This window comes from Streptomyces sp. NPDC042002 (genome assembly GCF_055588305.1).
On the sequence record NZ_JBVJCT010000001.1, the window covers coordinates 227,368 to 248,657 of the forward strand.

At 70.5% G+C, this 21,290-nt stretch carries 18 protein-coding genes; 14 read left to right on the forward strand and 4 right to left on the reverse strand.

All coding sequences use genetic code 11. The features are described from left to right. Positions 1 to 5 precede the first annotated feature (5 nt). From murG to ACZ6KY_RS01005, 8 genes are all read left to right on the forward strand, one after another. Complete coding sequence (murG, locus tag ACZ6KY_RS00970) at positions 6 to 1,097, forward strand: undecaprenyldiphospho-muramoylpentapeptide beta-N-acetylglucosaminyltransferase (RefSeq protein WP_469308170.1); 1,092 nt, start codon at positions 6 to 8, stop codon at positions 1,095 to 1,097. A gap of 25 nt (positions 1,098 to 1,122) precedes the next feature. Continuing rightward, positions 1,123 to 1,908 carry a cell division protein FtsQ/DivIB gene (locus tag ACZ6KY_RS00975; RefSeq protein WP_469308171.1) on the forward strand — a complete coding sequence of 262 codons (786 nt, stop codon included), beginning with the start codon at positions 1,123 to 1,125 and terminating at the stop codon, positions 1,906 to 1,908. A gap of 274 nt (positions 1,909 to 2,182) precedes the next feature. Continuing rightward, positions 2,183 to 3,376 (forward strand): cell division protein FtsZ, encoded by a 1,194-nt coding sequence (ftsZ, locus tag ACZ6KY_RS00980; protein WP_261706882.1) that lies wholly within the window; start codon positions 2,183 to 2,185, stop codon positions 3,374 to 3,376. Continuing rightward, entirely contained in the window at positions 3,373 to 4,110 is a 738-nt protein-coding gene (pgeF, locus tag ACZ6KY_RS00985; protein WP_469308172.1) for a peptidoglycan editing factor PgeF, read from the forward strand. The genes ftsZ and pgeF overlap by 4 nt, the downstream gene beginning before the upstream one ends. A 6-nt stretch (positions 4,111 to 4,116) precedes the next feature. Continuing rightward, positions 4,117 to 4,836, forward strand: a complete 720-nt coding sequence (locus ACZ6KY_RS00990; protein ID WP_469308173.1) for a YggS family pyridoxal phosphate-dependent enzyme — start codon at positions 4,117 to 4,119, stop codon at positions 4,834 to 4,836. Positions 4,837 to 4,965: 129 nt separating this feature from the next. After that, positions 4,966 to 5,607: a cell division protein SepF gene (locus ACZ6KY_RS00995; protein WP_401325643.1), complete on the forward strand. Its 642-nt coding sequence runs from the start codon at positions 4,966 to 4,968 to the stop codon at positions 5,605 to 5,607. A 53-nt stretch (positions 5,608 to 5,660) separates the two neighbouring features. Then, positions 5,661 to 5,945, forward strand: coding sequence for a YggT family protein (locus ACZ6KY_RS01000; protein WP_261706878.1), 285 nt, complete (start codon positions 5,661 to 5,663; stop codon positions 5,943 to 5,945). A gap of 46 nt (positions 5,946 to 5,991) precedes the next feature. After that, the gene (locus ACZ6KY_RS01005) at positions 5,992 to 7,302 is read left to right on the forward strand and encodes a DivIVA domain-containing protein (protein WP_469308174.1); all 1,311 of its coding nucleotides are present in this window, start codon (positions 5,992 to 5,994) and stop codon (positions 7,300 to 7,302) included. A gap of 348 nt (positions 7,303 to 7,650) precedes the next feature. Here the strand turns inward: ACZ6KY_RS01005 and ileS are convergent, their stop codons facing one another. Continuing rightward, complete coding sequence (gene ileS / locus ACZ6KY_RS01010) at positions 7,651 to 10,794, reverse strand: isoleucine--tRNA ligase (protein ID WP_469308175.1); 3,144 nt, start codon at positions 10,792 to 10,794, stop codon at positions 7,651 to 7,653. A gap of 582 nt (positions 10,795 to 11,376) precedes the next feature. Here ileS and ACZ6KY_RS01015 point away from each other — a divergent pair. The 5 genes from ACZ6KY_RS01015 (at position 11,377) to ACZ6KY_RS01035 (ending at position 16,323) form a co-directional block, all read left to right on the forward strand. After that, on the forward strand, positions 11,377 to 12,315 hold the full coding sequence (locus ACZ6KY_RS01015) for a TraR/DksA family transcriptional regulator (protein ID WP_469308176.1): 939 nt from the start codon (positions 11,377 to 11,379) through the stop codon (positions 12,313 to 12,315). Between the two features lie 125 nt (positions 12,316 to 12,440). Beyond that, positions 12,441 to 13,064, forward strand: coding sequence for a signal peptidase II (gene lspA, locus ACZ6KY_RS01020; RefSeq protein WP_469308177.1), 624 nt, complete (start codon positions 12,441 to 12,443; stop codon positions 13,062 to 13,064). A gap of 139 nt (positions 13,065 to 13,203) precedes the next feature. Continuing rightward, entirely contained in the window at positions 13,204 to 14,148 is a 945-nt protein-coding gene (locus ACZ6KY_RS01025) for an RluA family pseudouridine synthase (protein ID WP_469308178.1), read from the forward strand. Positions 14,149 to 14,186: 38 nt separating this feature from the next. Beyond that, a complete protein-coding gene (locus ACZ6KY_RS01030) occupies positions 14,187 to 14,657 on the forward strand; it encodes a GNAT family N-acetyltransferase (protein WP_469308490.1) in 471 nt (156 codons plus the stop codon). A gap of 79 nt (positions 14,658 to 14,736) precedes the next feature. Continuing rightward, a complete protein-coding gene (locus ACZ6KY_RS01035; protein WP_469308179.1) occupies positions 14,737 to 16,323 on the forward strand; it encodes a Na+/H+ antiporter in 1,587 nt (528 codons plus the stop codon). A gap of 251 nt (positions 16,324 to 16,574) precedes the next feature. Here ACZ6KY_RS01035 and ACZ6KY_RS01040 read toward each other — a convergent pair whose 3' ends face one another. Next, the gene (locus tag ACZ6KY_RS01040) at positions 16,575 to 17,741 is read right to left on the reverse strand and encodes a mechanosensitive ion channel family protein (protein ID WP_469308180.1); all 1,167 of its coding nucleotides are present in this window, start codon (positions 17,739 to 17,741) and stop codon (positions 16,575 to 16,577) included. A gap of 174 nt (positions 17,742 to 17,915) precedes the next feature. Here ACZ6KY_RS01040 and ACZ6KY_RS01045 point away from each other — a divergent pair, with 174 nt between their 5' ends. Beyond that, the gene (locus ACZ6KY_RS01045) at positions 17,916 to 18,485 is read left to right on the forward strand and encodes a dienelactone hydrolase family protein (protein ID WP_469308181.1); all 570 of its coding nucleotides are present in this window, start codon (positions 17,916 to 17,918) and stop codon (positions 18,483 to 18,485) included. A 63-nt stretch (positions 18,486 to 18,548) separates the two neighbouring features. Here ACZ6KY_RS01045 and ACZ6KY_RS01050 read toward each other — a convergent pair whose 3' ends face one another. Further along, on the reverse strand, positions 18,549 to 20,216 hold the full coding sequence (locus ACZ6KY_RS01050; RefSeq protein WP_469308182.1) for an alkaline phosphatase D family protein: 1,668 nt from the start codon (positions 20,214 to 20,216) through the stop codon (positions 18,549 to 18,551). A gap of 182 nt (positions 20,217 to 20,398) precedes the next feature. Further along, positions 20,399 to 21,244 carry a thioredoxin domain-containing protein gene (locus ACZ6KY_RS01055; RefSeq protein ID WP_469308183.1) on the reverse strand — a complete coding sequence of 282 codons (846 nt, stop codon included), beginning with the start codon at positions 21,242 to 21,244 and terminating at the stop codon, positions 20,399 to 20,401. Positions 21,245 to 21,290 lie beyond the last annotated feature (46 nt).

Genomic DNA, 21,290 nt, shown 5'->3' on the forward strand with positions numbered 1-21,290 from the left:
TTTCGGTGCATGTCGTACTCGCCGGCGGGGGGACCGCCGGCCACATCGAGCCCGCGCTCGCCCTCGCGGATGCCCTGCGCAGGCAGGACCCGACCGTGGGAATCACGGCCCTGGGCACGGAACGCGGACTTGAGACCCGGCTCGTACCCGAGCGCGGCTACGAACTCGCGCTGATCCCCGCCGTACCGCTGCCGCGCAAGCCCACCCCCGAGCTGATCACCGTCCCCGGGCGGCTGCGCGGCACGATCAAGGCCGCCGAGCAGATCATGGAGCGCACCAAGGCCGACGCGGTCGTCGGCTTCGGCGGCTATGTCGCGCTGCCCGGCTACCTGGCGGCCAAGCGCCTCGGCGTGCCGATCATCGTCCACGAGGCCAACGCCCGTCCCGGCCTCGCCAACAAGATCGGATCGCGGTACGCGGCCCAGGTCGCCGTCTCCACGCCCGACAGCAAGCTCCGCGGGGCCCGTTACATCGGCATCCCGCTGCGCCGCTCCATCGCCACCCTCGACCGGGCCGCCGTACGGCCCGAGGCGCGCGCCGCGTTCGGGCTCGACCCGAACCTGCCGACGCTGCTCGTGTCGGGCGGCTCGCAGGGCGCCCGCCGCCTCAACGAGGTGGTCCAGCAGGCGGCTCCGTACCTCCAGCAGGCCGGAATCCAGATCCTGCACGCGGTCGGTCCGAAGAACGAAATGCCGCAGGTGCACCAGATGCCGGGGATGCCCCCGTACATCCCGGTACCGTACGTGGACCGGATGGATCTCGCGTACGCCGCGGCCGACATGATGCTCTGCCGCGCGGGCGCGATGACCGTCGCCGAACTCTCCGCCGTCGGACTGCCCGCCGCCTACGTCCCGCTGCCCATCGGCAACGGCGAACAGCGGCTGAACGCCCAGCCGCTGGTCAAGGCCGGCGGCGGACTGCTGGTCGACGACGCGGAGCTGACCCCGCAGTGGGTGCAGCAGAACGTGCTGCCCGTGCTCGCCGACCCGCACCGGCTGTACGAGATGTCGCGTGCCGCCAGCGAGTTCGGCCGCCGGGACGCCGACGACCTGCTCGTCGCCATGGTGTACGAGGCGATCGCCTCGCGGCACCGCTAGGACCGCATGAGGGAAGGCAGGGAGCGTGGCCGGACCGACGACCGCCGAGCGCGGTGAACGGCAGAAGCTGGAGTCCGGCCCGCCCCGGCCGCCCCTCATCGGGCGGCTGCGTCGCCTTCGTAGGCTCATCATCCTTTCGATCGCCGCGGTGTTGGCCGGGGCCGCCGCGGTGTGGATTGTCTACGGTTCCCCCTATCTGCGCACGGAGCGCGTATCGGTTTCCGGGGCGCGGGTGCTGACGGCCGGGCAGGTGCGGGAAGCGGCCGACGTTCCGGTCGGGTCCCCGTTGATCTCCGTCGACACGGACGCGATCGAGGCCCGACTGCTCAGGGAATTGCCCCGAATTGACTCGGTTGACGTCGTCCGATCGTGGCCGCACGGAATCGATCTGAAAGTGATCGAGCGTACTCCGGTCCTGATCGTCGAAAAGGGCGCAAACTTCATCGAAGTGGACGCCAAGGGGGTGCGGTTCGCGACCGTTCCCGACGCCCCGAAGGGCGTGCCCGTACTGGAACTGGCGGTGTCGAAGCGCGCCGTGCTGCGCCGCTTCCCCGCCGACCGGCTGGTGCGGGAAGCGGTGCGGATCGCCGGGGACGTTCCGGATGCCATCGCCCGTGACACCCGTACTGTCAAGGTCCGTTCCTACGACGCCGTCTCGCTGGAACTGGCGGGCGGCCGGACCGTCGAGTGGGGCAGCTCCGAGAAGGGTCGCGCGAAGGCCAGGACGCTCCTTGCTCTCATGAAAGCCGATCCCGGGGCCCGCCACTTCGACGTAAGTGCCCCCACCGCCCCCGCATCGTCGGGCAGTTGACTCGCATCGATGCAGGCCAGCACCCTGGTTGGGCAGCGCTGCGCCTGATCACATAGGGTGAAAAGAAAAACGGGAGGTTCGGCGTGTTCGTTGAACGTGCGCCACTTGTCGACTTAGTGTCCTGTTCGGAGAGTCCAAGGAACAGACACACTGGTAACCCTAAACTTCAGCGTTAGGGTTCGGGTCGGCGTTCGGACCGTCCCATTCGGCATCAGTCGTCGGATCGCGAGCGTGCGAGGCGACGACACGTAACTCGAGGCGAGAGGCCTTCGACGTGGCAGCACCGCAGAACTACCTCGCAGTCATCAAAGTCATCGGTGTCGGCGGCGGTGGTGTCAATGCCATCAACCGGATGATCGAGGTCGGTCTCAAGGGCGTCGAGTTCATCGCCATCAACACCGACGCTCAGGCGCTGTTGATGAGCGACGCCGACGTCAAGCTCGACGTCGGCCGGGAACTCACGCGCGGCCTCGGGGCCGGAGCCAACCCGGCAGTCGGCCGCAAGGCCGCCGAGGACCACCGTGAGGAGATCGAGGAGGTCCTCAAGGGGGCCGACATGGTCTTCGTGACGGCCGGAGAGGGCGGCGGCACCGGAACCGGCGGCGCGCCCGTCGTGGCCAACATCGCCCGCTCGCTCGGCGCCCTCACCATCGGCGTGGTCACCCGCCCGTTCACCTTCGAGGGCCGGCGCCGCGCCAACCAGGCGGAGGACGGCATCGCGGAACTCCGCGAAGAGGTCGACACCCTCATCGTCATCCCCAACGACCGGCTGCTGTCCATCTCGGACCGCCAGGTCTCGGTCCTCGACGCCTTCAAGTCGGCGGACCAGGTCCTGCTCTCCGGTGTTCAGGGCATCACCGACCTCATCACCACGCCCGGTCTGATCAACCTCGACTTCGCCGACGTCAAGTCCGTGATGTCCGAGGCCGGTTCGGCGCTCATGGGCATCGGCTCGGCCCGCGGCGACGACCGCGCGGTGGCGGCGGCCGAGATGGCGATCTCCTCGCCGCTCCTCGAGGCCTCCATCGACGGCGCCCGCGGCGTCCTGCTCTCCATCTCCGGCGGCTCCGACCTCGGCCTGTTCGAGATCAACGAAGCCGCCCAGCTGGTCAGCGAGGCCGCGCACCCCGAGGCCAACATCATCTTCGGCGCGGTCATCGACGACGCCCTCGGCGACGAGGTGCGGGTCACCGTCATCGCCGCCGGCTTCGACGGCGGCCAGCCGCCGGCCAAGCGGGACAACGTCCTCGGCTCGACCTCCACCCGACGCGAGGAGCCCGTTCAGTCGCGCCCCGCCGAGAGCCGCCCGTCCTTCGGGTCGCTCGGCAGCGTCACGCCCAAGGAGGTCACCCCGGAGCCCGCTCCGGAGCCGGTCAGCGAGCTGCCGGTGTCCCCGCCGGTCCCGCCGTCCCGCTCCTACTCGGACAGCGCGGCCGAGGAACTGGACGTGCCGGACTTCCTGAAGTGATAGGACAGCGCTCCGGAACGAGCACCGTGGGCGGCGCCCACTTCGCCTTCACCGACAGGTGGGGCGGGGTGAGCGCCGTTCCGTACGAGGAGCTCAACCTCGGCGGAGCGGTCGGCGACGACCCCGACGCCGTACGCGCCAACCGGGCACTGGCCGCGAAGGCGCTCGGGCTCGACCCGGCCCGGGTCGTCTGGATGAACCAGGTGCACGGGCCGGACGTGGCGGTCGTCGAGGCGCCCTGGGGTGCCTCGGAGATCCCTGCCGTCGACGCGATCGTCACGGCACGACGGGGGCTCGCGCTCGCCGTCCTCACCGCCGACTGCACGCCCGTCCTGCTGGCCGACCCCGTCGCCGGTGTGGCGGCCGCCGCCCACGCGGGACGGCCCGGCATGGCCGCCGGCGTGGTTCCCGCGGCCGTACGGGCCATGGTGGAACTCGGCGCCGATCCGGCCAGGATCGTCGCCCGCACCGGACCCGCCGTCTGCGGACGGTGCTACGAGGTGCCGGACGCGATGCGCGCCGAGGTCGCCGCCGTCGAGCCCGCGGCACACGCGGTGACCCGGTGGGGGACGCCGGCGGTCGATGTGACCGCCGGAGTGCACGCGCAGCTGGAACGGCTCGGAGTGCGCGACCGGGAGCGGTCGCCGGTGTGCACGCTCGAGTCGGGGGACCACTTCTCGTACCGACGGGACCGCACCACCGGGCGGCTCGCGGGCTATGTCTGGCTGGACTGATGGGGCATGACGGAACGTAAGGCTCAACTCGCCGCGAACCTGGCGAAAGTGGAAGAACGTATCGCGGCGGCGTGCAGGACCGCCGGACGCAAGCGTGAAGAGGTGACCCTGATCGTGGTCACCAAGACCTATCCCGCGAGTGATGTGCGGATCCTGTCGGAACTCGGTGTGCGTCATGTGGCCGAGAACCGGGACCAGGACGCGGCCCCCAAGGCCGCGGAGTGCTCGGATCTGCCCCTGTTGTGGCATTTCGTCGGTCAATTGCAGACCAACAAGGTGCGTTCTGTGGTCGGTTACGCGGGTTTCGTGCAGTCCGTCGACCGTTCCCGACTCGTCGCGACCCTGTCGAAGGAAGCGGTGCGGGCGGAGCGCGAAGTGGGGTGCCTCATCCAGGTCGCGCTGGACGCGCAGGAGAGCGGCCGGGGTGAGCGGGGAGGCGTGGGGGTCGGCGGGATCGAGGAGTTGGCCGACCTCGTCGCGGGGGCCCCGGGTCTCCGGCTCGACGGGCTGATGACCGTCGCTCCGCTCACCGGCGAGTACGCGGGGCGCCAACAAGAGGCGTTCGAGCGGCTGATGGATTTGTCGACTGCCGTGCGCCGGACTCATCCGGCTGCGAACATGGTCTCGGCAGGGATGAGCTCGGACCTCGAACAGGCTGTGGCAGCCGGAGCGACACATGTACGCGTCGGTACTGCGGTACTCGGAGTCCGACCCGGCCTCGGGTAACGTCGCCAAGAAGTCGGACCACAGCAGAAAATATGGTCATTTCCGCCAAAGGCGGGCATAACGACCTCGTGGATCGCGGGCACTTGGCAATTCGTCAGCCGATCCACCACAGAGCGGAGGACTCAGAGCATGGCCGGCGCGATGCGCAAGATGGCGGTCTACCTCGGCCTCGTGGAGGACGATGGGTACGACGGCAGGGGCTTCGACCCCGACGACGACTTCGAGCCCGAGCTCGACCCGGAACCCGAGCGGGACCGGCGACGGCATGAACCGCCGCACCAGTCACATCAGGCGCACTCGTCCCAACGGGACGAATCGGTACGAGTGGTACAGCCCCCGGCGCCGCGCGACCCGGTGCCGCATTCCGCCTCGCTCGCCGCGGAGTCCGGGCGTCCGGCACGCATCGCCCCCGTGGCGTCCATCACACAAGAACGTCAGAGCCTGGAGAAGAACGCCCCGGTGATCATGCCCAAGGTCGTGTCGGAACGAGAGCCGTACCGGATCACCACGCTGCACCCCCGGACCTACAACGAGGCCCGTACCATCGGGGAACACTTCCGTGAGGGCACTCCGGTGATCATGAACCTGACGGAGATGGATGACACCGACGCGAAGCGACTTGTCGACTTCGCGGCCGGTTTGGTGTTCGGTCTCCACGGCAGCATCGAGCGGGTGACGCAGAAGGTGTTCCTGTTGTCGCCTGCTAACGTCGATGTCACGGCGGAGGACAAGGCCCGCATCGCAGAGGGCGGGTTCTTCAACCAGAGCTGAGACGCAGGACCGGAAACACCGCATGGGAAACAGGGGAGAGGGAAGCGCGGATCATGAGCGTGGTCGGGCAGGTTTTCTACATCGCGCTGATGTGCTTCCTCATCGTGCTGATTTTCCGGTTGGTCATGGACTACGTCTTCCAGTTCGCCCGCTCATGGCAACCCGGCAAGGCGATGGTGGTCGTTCTGGAGGCCACCTACACTGTCACCGATCCACCGCTCAAGCTTCTGCGGCGGTTCATTCCGCCGCTGCGTCTCGGGGGCGTGGCGCTTGACCTGTCCTTCTTCGTACTGATGATCATCGTCTACATCCTGATCTCCGTCGTGAGCCGGCTGTGAACGATACGGTCTTGCCGAATGCCGACGACTACGTTGAGGTGAAGAGATGCCGTTGACCCCCGAGGACGTGCGGAACAAGCAGTTCACGACCGTCCGCCTCCGAGAAGGCTATGACGAGGACGAGGTCGATGCCTTCCTCGACGAGGTCGAAGCCGAACTGACTCGCCTGCTCCGCGAGAACGAGGACCTGCGCGCCAAGCTGGCCGCCGCCACGCGCGCGGCCGCGCAGAACCAGCAGCAGCAGGGTATGCGCAAACCGCCCGAGCAGCAGGACCAGCAGGGCCCGCCGCAGGGTATGCGTGGGCCCGGCGCTCCTGTGCCCGCCGGCATATCGGGACCGCCGCAGGGCATGGGCGGCCCCATGGGCGGCCCTCCCCAGCTTCCGAGCGGTGCGCCGCAGCTGCCCCCGGGTCCCAGCGGCCAGGGCGGTCAGCAGGGCCAGGGCCAGATGGGTCAGGGCCCGATGGGCCAGGGCCCCATGGGTCAGGGTCCGATGGGCCAGGGCCAGATGGGTCAGGGTCCTATGGGCCAAGGTCCTATGGGTCAGGGTCCGATGGGCCAGGGCCAGATGGGTCAGGGTCCGATGGGCCAGGGCCAGATGGGTCAGGGTCCGATGGGCCAGGGCCCCATGGGTCAGGGTCCGATGGGACAGGGTCCCGGTCAGATGCAGCAGATGCAGCAGATGGGCGGCCCGATGGGCGGACCCATGGGTGGCCCCATGGGCGGCCACGGCCAGCAGATGCCGCAGCAGGGTCCCGGTGGCGACAGCGCCGCCCGTGTCCTCTCGCTGGCTCAGCAGACCGCCGACCAGGCGATCGCCGAGGCACGCTCCGAGGCCAACAAGATCGTCGGTGAGGCCCGTAGCCGCGCCGAGGGTCTGGAGCGCGACGCCCGTGCCAAGGCCGACGCCCTGGAGCGGGACGCGCAGGAGAAGCACCGCGTCGCGATGGGCTCCCTGGAGTCCGCCCGCGCCACGCTGGAGCGCAAGGTCGAGGACCTGCGCGGCTTCGAGCGCGAGTACCGCACGCGTCTGAAGTCCTACCTGGAGTCGCAGCTGCGCCAGCTGGAGACGCAGGCGGACGACTCGCTGGCCCCGCCGCGCACCCCGGCCACGGCATCCCTGCCGTCGTCCTCCGCGCCCTCCATGGCCCCCGCGGGCGCCGGTGCGCCGTCCTACGGCGGCAACCCGGGTGGCATGGGCGGACCGTCGCAGGCAGGACCGTCGTACGGCGGGCAGCAGCAGATGTCACCCGCGATGACCCAGCCGATGGCTCCGGTGCGGCCCCAGGGTCCGTCGCCGATGCAGCAGGCGCCCTCGCCGATGCGCGGGTTCCTCATCGACGAGGACGACAACTGACGGCCATCAGCACGCCTTAGGCGTCGGCAGCGTTCAGGGCGAGGCCCCCGGATTCCGGGGGCCTCGCCCTTTTCTGCCGCTGCGGTCCGCCAGGGGCTTGTACGGGGTCCAGGGGGCGCGGTACGGGGTGCGTGGGGGTTTCACCCGGGGCGCGGGGCCGCGCTCGTACGGGGTTCCTGGTTGTCACTCGTACGGGGTGCGCGCGACGCTTGTCACAGAGACGCACGGCCGGGGTCCCGGGCACGACGACGAGGGCCCGGGGTCACGCCGGGCAGCGACGCCGAAGGCCCGGGGCCACCAGGATCTCCTGGTGGCCCCGGGCCTTCGGTGCGGGTGCGCCGGTCCTCGTTACGCCTTGCGGAGGCGGAACACCAGGGACAGGCCCTCGTCGGTGAACGGCTCCCCGTAGGCGCCGTCGGCCTCTCCCTGGGCGAAGTCCGTGGCGAGGACCTCGTCGGCGATGAGACCGGCGTGCTCGCCGAGTGCCGCGACGACCGCCGGGTCCGTGGAGGTCCAGCGGAGCGCGATGCGGTCGGCGACGTCGAGGCCGCTGTTCTTGCGGGCCTCCTGGATCAGCCGGATCGCGTCACGGGCGAGGCCCGCCTGCCGCAGCTCCTCGGTGATCTCCAGGTCGAGGGCGACGGTCGCGCCGGAGTCGGACGCCACCGACCAGCCCTCGCGCGGGGTCTCCGTGATGATGACCTCGTCCGGGGCCAGGGTCACGCTCTCGCCGCCGACCTCGACCGACGCGGTGCCCTCGCGCAGGGCGAGCGACAGGGCGGCGGCATCGGCCTGGGCGATGGCCTTCGCCACATCCTGGACGCCCTTGCCGAAGCGCTTGCCCAGCGCGCGGAAGTTCGCCTTCGCCGTGGTGTCGACCAGTGAGCCGCCGACCTCGGAGAGTGATGCGAGGGAACTCACATTCAGTTCCTCGGTGATCTGCGCGTGCAGCTCCGGGTCGAGCGTCGCGAAGCCGGTCGCGGCGATCAGCGCGCGGGACAGCGGCTGGCGGGTCTTGACGCCCGACTCCGCGCGCGTGGCCCGGCCGAGCTCGACGAGACGGCGTACCAGCACCATCTGGCGCGACAGCTCCGGGTCGATGACGGACAGGTCCGCCTCCGGCCAGGTCGACAGGTGCACGGACTCGGGGGCGTCCGGGGAGACCGGGACGACCAGGTCCTGCCAGACCCGCTCGGTGATGAACGGGGTCAGCGGGGCCATCAGCCGCGTGACCGTCTCCACGACCTCGTGCAGCGTGCGCAGCGCGGCCTTGTCGCCCTGCCAGAAGCGCCGGCGGGAACGGCGGACGTACCAGTTGGAGAGGTCGTCGACGAACGCCGACAGGAGCTTTCCGGCGCGCTGGGTGTCGTACGCCTCCAGAGCCTGCGTCATCTGGTCGGTGAGCGCGTGGAGTTCGGAGAGCAGCCAGCGGTCCAGGACCGGGCGGTCGGCCGGGGCCGGATCGGCCGCGCTGGGCGCCCAGTTGGAGGTGCGGGCGTACAACGCCTGGAAGGCGACGGTGTTCCAGTAGGTGAGGAGCGTCTTGCGGACGACCTCCTGGATGGTGCCGTGGCCCACGCGCCGGGCCGCCCACGGGGAGCCGCCGGCCGCCATGAACCAGCGCACCGCGTCGGCGCCGTGCTGGTCCATCAGCGGGATCGGCTGGAGGATGTTGCCCAGGTGCTTGGACATCTTGCGGCCGTCCTCGGCGAGGATGTGGCCGAGGCACACGACGTTCTCGTACGAGGACTTGTCGAAGACCAGGGTGCCGACGGCCATCAGCGTGTAGAACCAGCCGCGGGTCTGGTCGATCGCCTCGGAGATGAACTGCGCCGGGTAGCGGCTCTCGAAGATCTCCTTGTTCTTGTACGGGTAGCCCCACTGCGCGAACGGCATCGAACCCGAGTCGTACCAGGCGTCGATGACCTCCGGGACGCGGGTCGCCGTCAGGCCGCAGCCGCCCTGCGGGCACGGGAAGGTCACCGCGTCGATGTACGGGCGGTGCGGGTCCAGCTCCGACTGGTCGGTGCCGGTCAGCTCGGACAGCTCCGCGCGCGAGCCGACACAGGTGATGTGGCCCTCCTCGCAGGTCCACAGCGGGAGCGGGGTGCCCCAGTAACGGCTGCGCGAGAGCGCCCAGTCGATGTTGTTGTTGAGCCAGTCACCGAAGCGGCCGTGCTTGACCGACTCCGGGAACCAGTTGGTCTCCTCGTTCTCCTGGAGGAGGCGGTCCTTGACGGCCGTCGTGCGGATGTACCAGGACGGCTGCGCGTAGTACAGGAGCGCGGTGTGGCAGCGCCAGCAGTGCGGGTAACTGTGCTCGTACGGCACGTGCTTGAAGAGCAGGCCGCGGTTCTGGAGGTCCTCGGTGAGCTTTTCGTCCGCCTTCTTGAAGAAGACGCCGCCCACGAGCGGGACGTCCTCCTGGAAGGTGCCGTCGGTGCGGACCGGGTTCACGACCGGGAGGCCGTACGCGCGGCAGACCTTGAGGTCGTCCTCGCCGAAGGCGGGGGACTGGTGGACCAGACCCGTACCGTCCTCGGTCGTGACGTACTCGGCGTTGACCACGAAGTGGGCGGGCTCGGGGAACTCGACGAGCTCGAACGGACGTTGATACGTCCAGCGCTCCATCTCGGCACCCGTGAAGGACTCGCCGGTGGCCTCCCAGCCCTCGCCGAGCGCCTTCTCCACGAGCGGCTGCGCGACGACGAGCTGCTCCTCGCCGTTCGTCACGACGACGTAGGTGACGCCGGGGTGGGCGGCGACCGCGGTGTTGGAGACCAGCGTCCACGGCGTGGTCGTCCACACCAGGAGCGCGGCCCGGCCGGCCAGCGGACCGGAGGTGAGCGGGAAACGGACGTACACGGAGGGGTCGACGATGGTCTCGTAGCCCTGGGCCAGCTCGTGGTCCGAGAGGCCCGTCTCGTCGCGCGGGCACCAGGGCGCCACGCGGTAGTCCTGGACCAGCAGGCCCTTGTTGAAGATCTCCTTGAGCGACCACCACACGGACTCGATGTACTCGGGGTCCATGGTCCGGTAGGCGTCGTCGAGGTCGACCCAGTAGCCCATGCGGTTCGTCAGCTCGGTGAACGCGTCGGTGTGGCGGGTCACGGACTGGCGGCACCGGTCGTTGAACTCGGCGATGCCGTACGCCTCGATGTCCTGCTTGCCGGTGAAGCCGAGCTCCTTCTCGACCGCGAGCTCCACCGGGAGGCCGTGGCAGTCCCAGCCGGCCTTGCGGCCCACGTGGTAGCCGCGCATGGTGCGGAAGCGCGGGAAGACGTCCTTGAAGACGCGCGCTTCGATGTGGTGGGCGCCCGGCATGCCATTGGCGGTGGGCGGACCTTCGTAGAACACCCACTCCGGCCGGCCCTCGGACTGCTCAAGGCTCTTGGCGAAGATCTTCTGCTCGCGCCAGAAATCGAGCACGGCGTGCTCGAGGGCGGGCAGGTCGACCTGGGCGGGCACCTGGCGGTACGTCGGCGCTGTCATCGGCGAGCTTCCTCCAACGGACTTTCTGCCTTCCGTCGGAGGGACGAGAGCCGTCTTGCTACGGACGCCGTGTGCGGCGCGCTCCCGCGGTACCACCCTCCTTGGCTCCCCGATGCGCCTTTCGCGTCAGTGAGCCCCCTCATTGGGGTCGCGATGCCGGGTCTACTGGCCCCAGAGGGGTGTTCTGCCGGCGGCTCCGGGGTGATCTTCGCGTCGCGCTCGCCCCCGGGCTTCCACCGTCCCCGGGTCGCTCCTGGCCGCGTACGCCGCTACTCGTCCCCATCCACGCTTCTCGCTCCGCCCAGTGTACGGCGCCCCGGGGACAGCGGCCGACCGGTTTTCCCGGGCACCGCCGTGGCCTGCGCGGTGACCCGAATGGCGAGGCGCGCGCGTCCGGATCCCGGGACACCGGGCCTGGCGGATTACCCGGCGGGGAGCTGGGCACAACGCATGCAGACCCGCCGCGCGGGGCTCGCGAGGCGGGCGAATCGTGGGCGGGCCCCGTTGCCGCGGGCCGGAAGTCGATTTATCGTCCCAGCACGATTCGCGAGCGAGATCACAATATGTGAAGGGGCCGCGGCCATGGTGGCGAAGAAGACCGCCGTACAGCAGTCGGCGTCCGGCAGATCCACGAGTGCGGCGGCCAAGAATGTGGGTGGGAAGAAGAACGCGCAGGCGGCCCCCGCCACAGCCGAGGCGAAGCCGGTGAAGACGACCTCCAGGACGGCGACAGCGGCCGGAAAGGCAGCTCCCACGAAGACGGCGGACAAGCCGGCCGACGAGGCGGCCGACAAGACGGCGTCCCCGGAGGCCGCGTCCAAGAAGACCGCGTCCAAGAAGGCGGCGGTCGGGAAGACGGCCGCCAAGAAGGCCACCGCGAAGAGGGCGGCGACAGCGGCGGGGAAACCCGCGTCCAGGAAATCCGCGGCCAAGAAGAGCACCGGCACGGCGAGGAAGAGCACCAGTACGGCCAAGAAGGCGGCCGCTTCCGCGGCCCAGGGTGCGGCCGAGGCCGCGAAGACGACGGGAGCCACGACGGTGGTTGCGAAGAAGACCCGTGGCACGGCCACGGCCGCGAAGAAGGCCACTGCGGTTCCCAAGGCGAGGATCGCCGCGATGGAGCCCGGCGAGCTCGCGGTGCGGCCGGGGGAGGCCCCCTGGACACCGGAGGAGGCCGGGGCGGCCCGCGCCGAGCTCCAGTCGGAGGCGCTGCGGCTGCGTACCGAGATCTCGTCGTCCGAGGAGGCTCTCGCGGGCCTGATGCGGGACTCCGGTGACGGCGCGGGCGACGACCAGGCGGACACCGGTACGAAAAACATCACACGCGAGCACGAGATGGCGCTCAACTCGAACGCGCGCGAAATGCTGGAGCAGACCGAGCGCGCCCTGGACCGCCTCGACGCGGGCACCTACGGGCTCTGCGAGAACTGCGGCGACGCCATCGGAAAGGCCCGTATGCAGGCCTTCCCGCGCGCCACCCTGTGCGTCGAGTGCAAGCAGAAGCAGGAACGCCGGCACTGAACCCGGGGCGCCGCGCGGGAGCGCCACCGCCTCGCGGTCCGTGACCGCTCCTGAGCACCTGGGCCCGCGAGCGGGTGCCGTACCCTCGTCCTCAGTCAGGAACCTAGGTCGAGGGACTCACTCACGTGGCAGAGGCGGAGCGCATCATCGGTACGCCGGACATTCCAGGGGCGGCGGGGGCCGAGCCGGAGCAGTCCGACGGGAACGCGGCGTCCGGCGACCGGCCCGGCGCCGCCGCGCCGGCCCCGGCCGAGCGGCCCAGGGGCAAGCGGCGGATCGCCGTGCTCTTCACGGTCGCCGTGCTGGCGTACGCCCTGGATCTGGTCAGCAAGATGATCGTGGTGGCGAAGCTGGAGCACCACGACTCGATCGAGATCATCGGGGACTGGCTGAAGTTCGAGGCGATCCGCAACGCGGGCGCCGCCTTCGGCTTCGGCCAGGCGTTCACGATCATCTTCACGGTGATCGCGGCGGCGGTGATCGTCGTCATCGCCCGGCTCGCCCGCAAGCTCTACAGCGTGCCGTGGGCCATCGCCCTGGGCCTGCTGCTGGGCGGCGCGCTCGGCAACCTGACCGACCGGGTCTTCCGCTCTCCCGGCGTCTTCGAGGGCGCGGTCGTGGACTTCATCGCGCCCAAGCACTTCGCCGTCTTCAACCTCGCCGACTCGGCGATCGTCTGCGGCGGCATCCTGATCGTGCTGCTGTCCTTCCGGGGCCTCGACCCGGACGGCACGGTCCACAAGGACTGAGACACGGTCCACAAGGACTGACGCACGCCGTCTCGCGGGCCGCTCGCGGCCCGCGTACGGGCCTCCGGGCGGATCTCCCCGGGCACTGGCGTTCGGGCTGTGGTCCGGCGGTGTCCGAGCCGTCCGGCATACTCGACGGGTGAGCACCGTTCCCGAGATCCGCACCCTGCCCGTGCCCGACGGCCTGGAGGGCGAGCGTGTCGACGCCGCCATCTCCCGCATGCTGGGCTTCTCCCGTACCAAGGCCGCAGAGCTCGCCGCGGCGGGGAAGGTCACGGTCGACGGCTCGGTGGTCGGCAAATCCGAGCGGGTGCACGGCGGTGCCTGGCTCGAAGTCGAGATGCCCGGGGTCCCCGCGCCCGTACGGATCATCGCCGAGCCCGTCGAGGGCATGGAGATCATCCACGACGACGACGACGTGCTCGTGATCGTGAAGCCCGTCGGCGTGGCCGCGCACCCCAGCCCGGGCTGGTCGGGACCGACCGTCATCGGCGGTCTCGCGGCCGCCGGCTACCGGATCTCGACCTCCGGAGCGGCGGAGCGCCAGGGCATCGTGCACCGCCTCGACGTGGGCACCTCGGGCCTGATGACGGTCGCCAAGTCGGAGTACGCGTACACGTCGCTCAAGCGCCAGTTCAAGGAGCGCACGGTCGACAAGCGCTACCACGCGCTCGTGCAGGGCCACCCGGACCCGACCAGCGGCACCATCGACGCGCCCATCGGACGCCACCCGAACCACGACTACAAGTGGGCGGTCACGGCCGAGGGCAAGCCCTCGGTCACCCACTACGACCTGGTCGAGGCGTTCCGTGCCGCCTCCCTGCTCGACATCAAGCTGGAGACCGGCCGCACCCACCAGATCCGCGTCCACATGGCCGCCCACCGCCACCCCTGCGTCGGCGACCTCACCTACGGCGCGGACCCCACGCTCGCCAAGCGCCTCGGCATCACCCGCCAGTGGCTGCACGCGGTGCGGCTCGGCTTCGAGCACCCCGCGGACGGGCGCTGGGTGGAGTTCGAGAGCGGCTACCCCGAGGACCTTCAGCGGGCGCTCGACAAGGTCCGTGAGGAGAGCAACGCGTGAGCGGCGGTCCGGACGGGGCGGCGGGCGCCGCCCCGGCGGTGCGAGGCTGCGCCTACGAGGTGCGGGTCGCCGAGGACACCACCGACCGTGAGGCCTGCTTCGCGGTGCGCAAGGACGTCTTCGTCGGTGAACAGGGCGTCCCCGAGGACATCGAGTACGACGCGTACGACCCCGGCGCGCTGCACGTGCTGGCGGTCCGCGAGGACGGCGTACCGCTCGGCACCGGGCGTCTCCTGGAGGGCGGGGCGGCCGCGGCGAAGGCCGGCGGGGACCTGACCGTCGGCTCGCTCGGACGGCTCGCCGTGACGCGCGAGGCGCGCGGGCTCGGCGTCGGCGCCGCGCTCGTCCGCGCCATCGAGGACGCGGGACGCGCGCGTGGCCTGACCGCCGTGGACCTGCACGCGCAGACCCACGCGCTCGGGTTCTACGAGCGGCTCGGGTACGTGGCGTACGGCCCGGAGTTCGCGGACGCCGGAATGCCGCACCGCGCGATGCGCAAGGCCCTGTGAGCGGGGATTGCCGTAGGCGCGTGGCACGCTTGGGGTCTGGTTCGCCTGTGATCGTCTAGACCCCGCCGGAGCGCTGACCGTGGATCAGTTGGCCCTGCTGTTCGTGCTGCTGCTCGGGGCCGTGATCAGTGTCCCGCTGGGAGAGCGGTTCGGGCTTCCCGCGCCGGTCCTGATGACCTTGCTCGGCATAGTGCTGGCCGTGCTGGACTTCGTCCCGAACGTGGACATCCCGCCGGAGTTCATCCTGCCCGCGCTGCTGCCGCCGCTGCTGTACGCCGCGGTGCGGCGCACCTCGTGGAGACAGTTCACCGCGAACAAGCGCCCGATCTTCCTGCTCGCCGTGGCGCTGGTGTTCGTCACCACGCTGGCCGTGGCCGCCGTCGCGAGCTCGATCGTGCCGGGCCTGCCGCTAGCCGCCGCCTTCGCGCTCGGCGCGCTGGTGGCGCCCCCCGACCCGGTCGCGGCGACCGCCGTCGCCGGACAGCTCGGGCTGCCGCGCCGGCTGGTGTCGATCCTGGAGGGGGAGGGGCTCTTCAACGACGTGACGGCCATCGTGCTGTACCACGTCGCGATCGCCGCCGCGGTCAGCGGGAGCTTCTCGCCGTGGCGGGCCGGACTCGACCTCGTGCTCTCCGCCGTCGTCGCGCTCGTCATGGGAGTCGTCCTCGGGTGGGCGGCGAACAAGCTGATGACGATCGTCGGCGACGCCACCCTCCAGATCGGGCTGACCCTGCTGGTGCCGTACGCCGCGTACGTGCTGGCCGAGGAACTGCACGGGTCCGGGGTGCTCGCCGTGCTCACCACCGCCCTGTTCCTCGCGGAGTACGCCACCGACGCCGACGACGTCATGACCCGGCTCGCCGGGGCGACCGTCTGGGGCGTGGTGGACACGCTCGTCACCGGCGTCGCCTTCGGGCTCATCGGGCTCGAACTCCACAACGCGATCCGTACGGCGGCGGGACGGTGGGGCGAGATGCTCGGCTGGGCCGCCACCATCGTGGTCGTGGTCGTGCTCGTACGCCTGGCGTGGCTGCTGCCCGCGACCTGGCTCACCAAGCGGCTGCACGCCAAGCGGGACTACGACGAGGAGATCCCCACGTCGTGGCGGGAGACCGTGGTCATGTGGTGGGCCGGGATGCGCGGGGTCGCCTCCGTGGCCCTGGCGCTCGCGATTCCGCTGAAGATGGACGACGGGTCGCCGTTCCCCGACCGGGACGAGATCGTCTTCATCGCCTTCGGGGTGATCATGGCGACCCTGGTGCTCCAGGGGCTCACCCTGCCGTGGCTGGTCAGAAAGCTCGGGGTGCGGGCCGACGAGGACGTCGAGAAGGCCTTCGAGAAGGAGCTGGCGGTACGGGCCGCCAAGGCCGCGAAGCGCCGGCTGCGGGAGATCGAGGACGTGGAGGAGCTGCCGGAGGAGGTCTCCGAGCAGCTGCTGCGCCGGGCCTTCGAGATCGGGGTGCGGATCAGTCCCGACATGGGGGACGAGGAGCGGCGCGAGGCGCATGAGCAGCGGGTCCGGCGGATGAAGCGGATGCGGCGGATCCAGGGGGAGATGATGAGCGCGGCCCGGCACGAGGTGCTGTCCGCGCGCAGCGAGCCCGGAGCCGACCCGGAGATCGTGGACCGCGTCCTGAGACACCTCGACGTCCGCAGCCTCCGCTGACGGTCCACCGACTGTCGTCTGCCGTCCCGGCCCAGTTCGGCCGTCCAGCGTCTGCCGGCCGCTCGCCTCGCCCCGCGCCGTCCGCGTCCCGGCCCCGTCCGCCGCGTCATCGTGCGGGTGATCCGGACCGACGGGGCCGTGGAGCGCGGGCATGGGGTCCAGACCGCGTTCCACGCGCCCTGTGGAGCATGCAGGTCCACCGGGCGCCGAGGGTCAGGCAGGCCGTATGTCGGGGGTGGTCGGCGCCGCGGTCAGGGGCCCGTGGGCCAGTTGCGGCCGGGGCCTGTGCGGGGTGGTTCGTGGGTGTGGCGGCCGTGGTTCGCGCGGGCCGCCGCACCGTCCCCGCCGTCCGCCTCCGCGCGCCCTTGGCGGCGGATCTGCCCCGGTGGCAGCACGCCCTCGGCCGTGTTGACGCGGGGGAGCGCGTACGGGTGCTGTTCGGTCAGCCAGCGGATCAGCTGCTCGCGGACCGTGACCCGTACCGTCCAGATGTCGTCCGCGTCCTTCGCGGTGACCAGCGCCCGCACCTGCATGGTGTTGGGCGTCGAATCGGTGACGGCGAGGCCGTAGTCGCGGCCGTCCCAGGCCGGGCACTCGCGCAGGATGTCGCGCAGCTTCCCGCGTATCGCCTCCACCGGAGCGGAGTGGTCGAGGTGCAGGAAGACGATGCCGGTCATCTGCGGGGTGCCGCGCGACCAGTTCTCGAACGGCTTGGACGTGAAGTACGAGACCGGCATGGTGATCCGGCGCTCGTCCCACGTCCGTACCGTCAGGAACGTCAGCGTGATCTCCTCGACCGTGCCCCACTCGCCGTCGACCACCACGGTGTCGCCGAGCCGCACCATGTCCCCGAAGGCGATCTGCAGTCCGGCGAAGAGGTTCGAGAGCGTGGACTGGGCGGCGACACCGGCGACGATGCCGAGGATCCCGGCCGAGGCCAGCAGCGAGGCCCCGGCCGCGCGCATCGCCGGGAAGGTGAGCAGCATCGCGGCGATCGCGACCACGCCGACGACCGCGGTGACGACCCGCTGGATCAGCGCGACCTGGGTGCGGACCCGGCGGACCCGCGCCGGATCGCGGTGCGCGTGCGCGTAGCGGGTGTACGAGGTCTCGACGACCGCCGTGGCGACACTCACCACCAGCCAGGCGGCGGCGCCGATGAGGATCAGGGTCAGTGTCCGGCCGATGCCGATCCGATGCTCCACCAATAGCTTCGCCTGGTCGTAGGAGCCTCTGAGCAGGGCCGCGAACAGGACCAGTTGGAAGGGGACACGACCACGGCGGAGCAGACCCCACAGGGAGGTCTCGCTGTACCGGTCGTCCGCCCGACGCAACAGGCGGTCCACGGACCACCCGATGAGCAGCGTGAGCACGACCGAGCCGCCGACGACGATCACCGGGCGCAGTACGTTCTCCATGCCTGGGAACGTAACCGGCCACGGGCATCATGAACATGTGTTCTCCGGGCGGAACGGGGTATCCCAGCGAGCCCGGCACGGGTACCCCCACCACCCGGCACGAGTGACCTCCACCACTCGGCACCGGGGCACGGCCGCCGGGTGCTGTCAGTGCCGGCTGGCACCATGGGGTCCATGAACATCATGCTCTTTCACTCGACCTACGGTCCCCGGCCGGCGGTGCGCGCGGCGGCGGACCGGCTGCGCGCCGCGGGACACGAGGTGTGGACGCCCGACCTCTTCGAGGGGCGCACGTTCGAGACCGTCGAGGAGGGCATGGCCTTCAGTGACGAGATCGGCAAGGACGAGCTGCTCAAGCGGGCGGTCCTGGCCGCCGCCCCCTACTCCGAGCGCGGCCTGGTGTACGCGGGCTTCTCCCTCGGCGCCTCCATCGGCCAGACCCTGGCGCTCGGCGACGAGAAGGCCCGCGGGCTGCTCCTGCTGCACGGTACGTCGGACATCGCCGAGAGCGCGTCGGTGGACGACCTGCCGGTGCAGCTGCATGTCGCCGAGCCCGACCAGTTCGAGACGGACGACTGGCTGAGCGCCTGGTATCTCCAGATGCGGAGAACCGGAGCCGACGTGGAGATCTACCGCTACGCGGGCGCCGGGCACCTGTACACCGACCCCGATCTGCCCGACTACGACGCCGAGGCGGCCGAGGCCACCTGGAAGGCGGCGCTCGGCTTCCTCGACAGTCTGTAGACGCAGTCCTCGGCGGCCGTTCGGTCAGCCGACGGACAGACCGGGCTCCGGACCTCTGGCGGATCAGACCGGGTCGTACGCGCGCTCCACCGTCTGTGTGCCGCTGCGCGTGCGGTACGAACGGGCCCAGGACGAGGTCGCGCCGGGGTCCGTGCGGTCCGAGAGCACGTAGTAGTCCATCTGCGCGCGGTCGGCGGTGATGTCCAGGACGCCGTAGCCGTGACGGTCGGTGTCGACCCAGTGGACATGACGGTTGGCCGCGCGGATGACCGGGGAGGCGATGGCCGAGACGACGCCCTCGGGGACCTTGGCGAGGTCGTCGAGGTTGTCGGAGGTGATCGAGGTGACCACGAACTCCGTGGCGGCGGAGGGGGACAGCGGGTACGTACCGGCGTCCACCGGCACGTCGTTGGCCCAGGCCATGTGGATGTCACCGGTCAGGAAGACCGTGTTGCGGATCGCGTTGGAGCGCAGGTGCGCCAGCAGTTCGCGGCGGTCGTCGGTGTAGCCGTCCCACTGGTCGGTGTTGAGGGCGATGCCCTCCTGCGGGAGACCGAGCAGCTTGGCGAGCGGTTTGAGCAGGTCGGCGGAGAGGGCGCCCACCGCGAACGGCGAGATCATCACCGAGTTGCCGACCAGACGCCAGGTGGTGTCCGAGGACTTCAGTCCGGACTTCAGCCAGTCGAGCTGGGCGCGGCCGGTGATCGTACGGTCCGGGTCGTCGACCGAGCCGCTGGCCGTGGACGCCTGCTGCGACCTGAAGGAGCGAAGGTCGAGCAGCGCGAGGTCGGCGAGCTTGCCGAAGCGCAGCCTGCGGTAGGTGGTGCCGGCGATGGCCGGGCGGACCGGCATCCACTCGAAGTAGGCCTGCTTCGCGGCGGCCTGACGGTCCGTCCAGGCGCCCTCGGCGCCCTCGGTGTGGTTGACCGCGCCGCCCGACCAGGAGTTGTCCGCGAACTCGTGGTCGTCCCAGATCGCGACGACCGGCGCCTTGTGGTGCAGGGCCTGAAGGTCCGGGTCGGTCTTGTAACGGCCGTGCCGGGTGCGGTAGTCGGCGAGGGTGAGGATCTCGCCCGCGGGGGAGTGCGGCCGTACGACCGTGCCGCGGGTCCCGTACTCGCCGGACTTGTACTCGTAGATGTAGTCGCCGAGGTGCAGCCAGGCGTCCAGGTCGCCCCGGGCCGCGAGGTGACGGTACGCCGAGAAGTAGCCGGCCTCCCAGTTGGCGCAGGAGACCACGCCGAAGCGCAGGCCGGCCACGGAGGCGTCGGCGGCCGGGGTGGTACGGGTGCGGGCGACGGGCGAGTCGGTGCCGCCGGCGGAGAAGCGGAACCAGTAGTCGGTGGCCGGCTGCAGACCGCGGATGTCCGCCTTGACGGTGTGGTCGGAGGCGGCCGTCGCGATGGTGGAACCCTTGGAGACGATCGTGGTGAAGGCCTTGTCCCTGGCGACGGTCCAGCTCACCTCGGTGTCCGGGCCGAGTCCGGAGCCCGGTATCGCCTGGGAGCCGGGCGTCACCCGGGTCCACAGCAGGATGCCGTCGGGCAGCGGGTCGCCGGAGGCGACGCCGTGCAGGAAGGCGGGCGCCTCGGCGGCGCGGGCGGGCAGAGCGGCCGCGAGCGGGGCGGCGAGCACGGCGGTGGCGGCCGCGGCCTTGACGACCGTACGGCGGCGCGGGGCGCGGGAGTTGAGGGCTTCCGCGAAGTCGGATGATCTCTGTCGACTGGTCACGGGCGACGAGGTTACCGAGCGGTACAGGCCAAGAGCGGGCGAACTGGAAAAGTTCGCCCGCTCTTCGGCTTTTCGCCTCTCAGGTCACTCCGCCCACACAGGCCGCTCGGGCCGGCCGGCCCGTCGCGCCGGACGGTTCGGGGCGCGCCGCGGCGCCCGGCCGGCCTCGACGGCCGCGCCGGTCAGGCCTTGAGGGCAGCGTCGATCGCCGTGGTGAAGTCGGCGACCGTCATGGGCACGCTGCCGTTCGCGGCGGTGAGCTGCTTGCCGTTCATCACGAGGCTCGGGGTGCCGGTGACGCCGTCCTTGTTGGTGTTCCACGTCTCGGACATGGCCAGCGCCCAGGCGTCGTACGTGCCGTTCTTGACGGCGGTCTGGAACGCGGTGTTGTTCTTGAGCGCGTCGACCGTGTTCGCCACCTTGATCAGGTAGTCGTCGCTCTTGAACTTGTCGGTCGTCTCGTCGGGGTGGTACTTCGCCGAGTAGAGCGCGCTCTTGTACTCCAGGAAGGCTTCCTGGCTCACGTTCAGCGCGGCACCCATGGCGCTCATCGCGTTCTTCGAGCCCTCGCCGCGGGAACCGATCTGGATCTTCCCGCTCTTGTCGGAGTCACCGTCGAGGAACGTGCCACCGATGTACTGGATCTTGAACTTGCCGTCGTCGAGGTCCTTCTTGACGGTCGTGCCGACGGTCTGCTCGAACTGGGCGCAGACCGGGCAGCGCGGGTCCTCGTACAGCTTGAGGGTCTTCTTCGCGGTGCTCTTGCCGAAGACGACGGTCGTGCCGTCCTTGCCGGTGGTGTTGGCCGGGGCGACCACCTTGTCGCTCGCGACGGCCTCCCACTGGGACGGCTTGTTGTTCTGCACGACCGCGTAGCCGATGCCGCCCGCTATCGCGAGGACCGCGACCAGGGAACCGGCCACGATCGCCTGGCGCTTGATCTTGTCGCGCTTGGCCTGGCGCTCGCGCTCGACGCGCAGCTTCTCGCGCGCCGCCGTCTTCGACGCCTGGCTGTTCCGCTTGCTCATAGTGGTGATCTCCATCGGGGACGCGCACACGTGGTACGCGGAATAC

Bases quoted from the DNA above. Each gene is read 5' to 3' on its own strand.
- ACZ6KY_RS00990 (WP_469308173.1), top strand. From the start codon at position 4,117: ATGACGGAACGTAAGGCTCAACTCGCCGCGAACCTGGCGAAAGTGGAA.
- ACZ6KY_RS00995 (WP_401325643.1), top strand. From the start codon at position 4,966: ATGGCCGGCGCGATGCGCAAGATGGCGGTCTACCTCGGCCTCGTGGAG.
- ACZ6KY_RS01000 (WP_261706878.1), top strand. From the start codon at position 5,661: ATGAGCGTGGTCGGGCAGGTTTTCTACATCGCGCTGATGTGCTTCCTC.
- ACZ6KY_RS01005 (WP_469308174.1), top strand. From the start codon at position 5,992: ATGCCGTTGACCCCCGAGGACGTGCGGAACAAGCAGTTCACGACCGTC.
- ileS (WP_469308175.1), bottom strand. From the start codon at position 10,794: ATGACAGCGCCGACGTACCGCCAGGTGCCCGCCCAGGTCGACCTGCCC.
- ACZ6KY_RS01015 (WP_469308176.1), top strand. From the start codon at position 11,377: ATGGTGGCGAAGAAGACCGCCGTACAGCAGTCGGCGTCCGGCAGATCC.
- ACZ6KY_RS01040 (WP_469308180.1), bottom strand. From the start codon at position 17,741: ATGGAGAACGTACTGCGCCCGGTGATCGTCGTCGGCGGCTCGGTCGTG.
- ACZ6KY_RS01045 (WP_469308181.1), top strand. From the start codon at position 17,916: ATGAACATCATGCTCTTTCACTCGACCTACGGTCCCCGGCCGGCGGTG.
- ACZ6KY_RS01055 (WP_469308183.1), bottom strand. From the start codon at position 21,244: ATGAGCAAGCGGAACAGCCAGGCGTCGAAGACGGCGGCGCGCGAGAAG.